Origin of the sequence: Clostridium thermopalmarium DSM 5974 (assembly GCF_002995795.1) — a bacterium.
Lineage (GTDB): Bacteria > Bacillota > Clostridia > Clostridiales > Clostridiaceae > Clostridium_H > Clostridium_H thermopalmarium.
In genome coordinates this window covers 1-2,829 of record NZ_PVXN01000020.1, presented here as the reverse complement: position 1 = coordinate 2,829, position 2,829 = coordinate 1, and the positions used below count along the sequence as shown (strand labels likewise).

The window sequence follows — 2,829 nt, the reverse complement described above, 5'->3', positions numbered from 1 at the left end:
ATAATCAGTATCATGAACCATAGTGAAAATCTCCTGTATGTTTATACTCAACACCTATATCATACATGATTTTCACTATGGTTTTAATATTTTTTTATCTGTTGCATTTAATTTTACAATGAACCATTTTTTATAATCCTTTTGTTTTGTTTGTGCTTTGTAATATTTCATAAATTGTTTTAGAAGTGGTGTCTTTTAAAGTATATCCTAAAAGTTCAACAACTTCTTTTAATTCTTCTTCAAAAGAAGTTTCTATTTCTATATAAGGAAAAGGGCAAAAACTTTTTTCATTTATATCAATTTCAATTAAAGTGTTTTTGTATTTATAACTTTCTCTGTATTTTTTTATGGATTCTACTAGTTGAAGTCCTAAGGACTTAAAGATGTTCTCTCCATCTACTGGATCGCTGATTTCTATTTCATATTCACTCATTACCTTATATTTATCCTGACTTAATAATTTTTTAGTTGTCATATAATAATGTTTTTCATTTCTTAAGTTATCTTCTATAATTCTTATTCTTGCATAGCCTTTTTCATTTAAAAGCCTTCTATCACTAAAATCGAAAATATTATTGATTTGATTTTCTTCTTTAACCTTAACTGCATTCATGTTTAAGAGTTTTTTTCGAATGTCATCTACATCAATGTCTATTATTCTAGTTTCTATTTCCTGCATTTAAAACACCTCATTATGCTTTTTGCGACATTTGAATTATAACATATATAAAATAGAATTGGCAATTGAGAATGTCAATTGCCAATTAAGTTTGAGTTTTAGGTAAGTTCTTCAATATCATCATAGTCTACAGAGAAACTTTCACCTTTATCTAGAGATACATGTCCAGAACTATAAGGTTCGCCATCTATAGTGATATATACTTTGTTACAATTATAATAACTTCCAAGTGTATTTGTAATACTTTTTAGAATTAAAAGTTCTTTTGATCCACCTGCATTCATATCATCTAAAAATTCTTTAGAAAAATCTACGTAAACTTTATTTTCATTAGTGTTTAAATATAATTTATTGATTTTTGTGTTTTTACTTATAAGTGTAGATAGATTGCTTTTTACTGGAATTTTAAAATAGTTTTCAAACATATCTTTAACTTCTCCATCTGTTTTTAAATATGCTTTAGCTTCAGTAGATACTATTTTTACATCATTATTCATAGGCTGTGGATAGTAGAGTTTTAAAGCTTGAGGAGTAGGAGAACTAGGTGAGAGCCTGAAGTTAGAGCATGAAACAAAAATGAAAATAGGAAATATTATCATTACTAAAATTTTTAAAATTTTTTTCATTTATATCACCCCTGCAATTTTCGTATAGTATATTGTTTGACAATAAGCTAATTTTTATCCTGTGATGAATGACAGTATATATGGAATGTATGTAATTTAATTCAAAAAATTAATAAGAAAATTGTGGTCAAATTTTCTTATTGATCATGGAGTTTAGGAAGGGTAACTATAAATGTTGTACTTTGGTTTGGAATGATTTTTATAAAAATTTTTCCTTTATGTTGTTCGACTATGTGCATTTATTATATGTTATTAGATATTATAGAAATAAATCTTAAAACTTAATCATAGCAAAACAGACTATTGGCAAATGCTAATAGTCTGTTTTAAACTATCTAAACTTCTAAACTTTCAACTACTCTTTTATAGTGTGTTAGCAGAACCTAGAACTTCAACTATTTTCTTTTCAACTACTTGTCTTATTAAATCTCTTCCAGGTCCTAAGTATTTTCTAGGGTCAAATTCAGCAGGCTTTTCACCAAATACTTTTCTTATACCAGCAGTCATAGCAAGTCTTAAATCAGTATCCATGTTGATCTTGCATACTGCCATAGAAGCTGCACGTCTAAGCATATCAGCAGGAACTCCCTTAGCTTTAGATGGAATATTTCCTCCATTAGCATTACATGTTGCAACTAATTCAGGATCAACTGAAGATGCTCCATGAAGAACTATTGGGAATCCAGGTAATTTTTGTTGAATTTCTTCTAATATATCAAATCTTAATTTAGCTTCTCCTTCGAATTTGAAAGCACCATGGCTAGTTCCAATTGCTATAGCAAGAGAGTCACATCCAGTTCTATTAACGAAATCAACTGCTTGGTCTGGGTCAGTGTATATATGTACGTCACTCTTAACATCATCTTCTACTCCAGCAAGAACTCCAAGTTCAGCTTCAACAACTACTCCATGAGCATGAGCATAATCAACAACTTCTTTAGTTTTTCTTACATTTTCTTCATAGTCATAGTGAGAACCATCAAACATAACAGAAGTAAATCCATTTTCTATGCATAGTTTAACTGTTTCTAAATCAGGGCCGTGGTCTAAATGTAGAGCAACATCTATTCCAGTATCAGCTATAGCAGCATCAACCATTGCTTTTAGGTATTTAGGACCAGCATATTCTAATGCACCCTTTGAAACTTGAAGTATTACAGGAGATTTTTGAGCTTTAGCGCCTTCTACAACACCTTGCAATATTTCCATATTGTTAATATTAAAAGCTCCGATAGCATATTTCCCTTCGTAAGCTTTTTTGAACATTTCCTTAGTAGATACTAATGCCATATAAAAAACCACCTTCCAATAATGTTTAGTGGGACTATATTTGTCCCTCTGATACTAATATCATAATTAAATATTATACTCTACTATTATGAAATTTACCATAGATATTATCAGAGATTTCGCATCTAATTTCCAGTAAAGCTTTTTTCTTTATAGGAAATTAGATTTTTTCTATTTTATTGAAATTTTGGAAGGGAAAAAGGCCGTAGGCCATGTATATAGATACACCTTCCC

At 29.3% G+C, this 2,829-nt stretch carries 3 protein-coding genes; all 3 read right to left on the bottom strand.

What is annotated here, in order from left to right; all coding sequences use genetic code 11:
- Nucleotides 1-130 precede the first annotated feature (130 nt).
- Complete coding sequence (locus CPAL_RS04845; protein WP_061858108.1) at nt 131-679, bottom strand: class IV adenylate cyclase; 549 nt, start codon at nt 677-679, stop codon at nt 131-133.
- Nucleotides 680-777: 98 nt separating this feature from the next.
- A complete protein-coding gene (locus CPAL_RS04840; RefSeq protein ID WP_061858107.1) occupies nt 778-1,305 on the bottom strand; it encodes a GerMN domain-containing protein in 528 nt (175 codons plus the stop codon).
- A 363-nt stretch (nt 1,306-1,668) separates the two neighbouring features.
- The gene (gene fba, locus CPAL_RS04835) at nt 1,669-2,595 is read right to left on the bottom strand and encodes a class II fructose-1,6-bisphosphate aldolase (protein ID WP_106024184.1); all 927 of its coding nucleotides are present in this window, start codon (nt 2,593-2,595) and stop codon (nt 1,669-1,671) included.
- Between the last annotated feature and the right edge of the window lie 234 nt (nt 2,596-2,829).

Coding starts and splice junctions, on each gene's coding strand:
- fba (WP_106024184.1), bottom strand. CDS start 2,595: ATGGCATTAGTATCTACTAAGGAAATGTTCAAAAAAGCTTACGAAGGG.
- CPAL_RS04845 (WP_061858108.1), bottom strand. CDS start 679: ATGCAGGAAATAGAAACTAGAATAATAGACATTGATGTAGATGACATT.
- CPAL_RS04840 (WP_061858107.1), bottom strand. CDS start 1,305: ATGAAAAAAATTTTAAAAATTTTAGTAATGATAATATTTCCTATTTTC.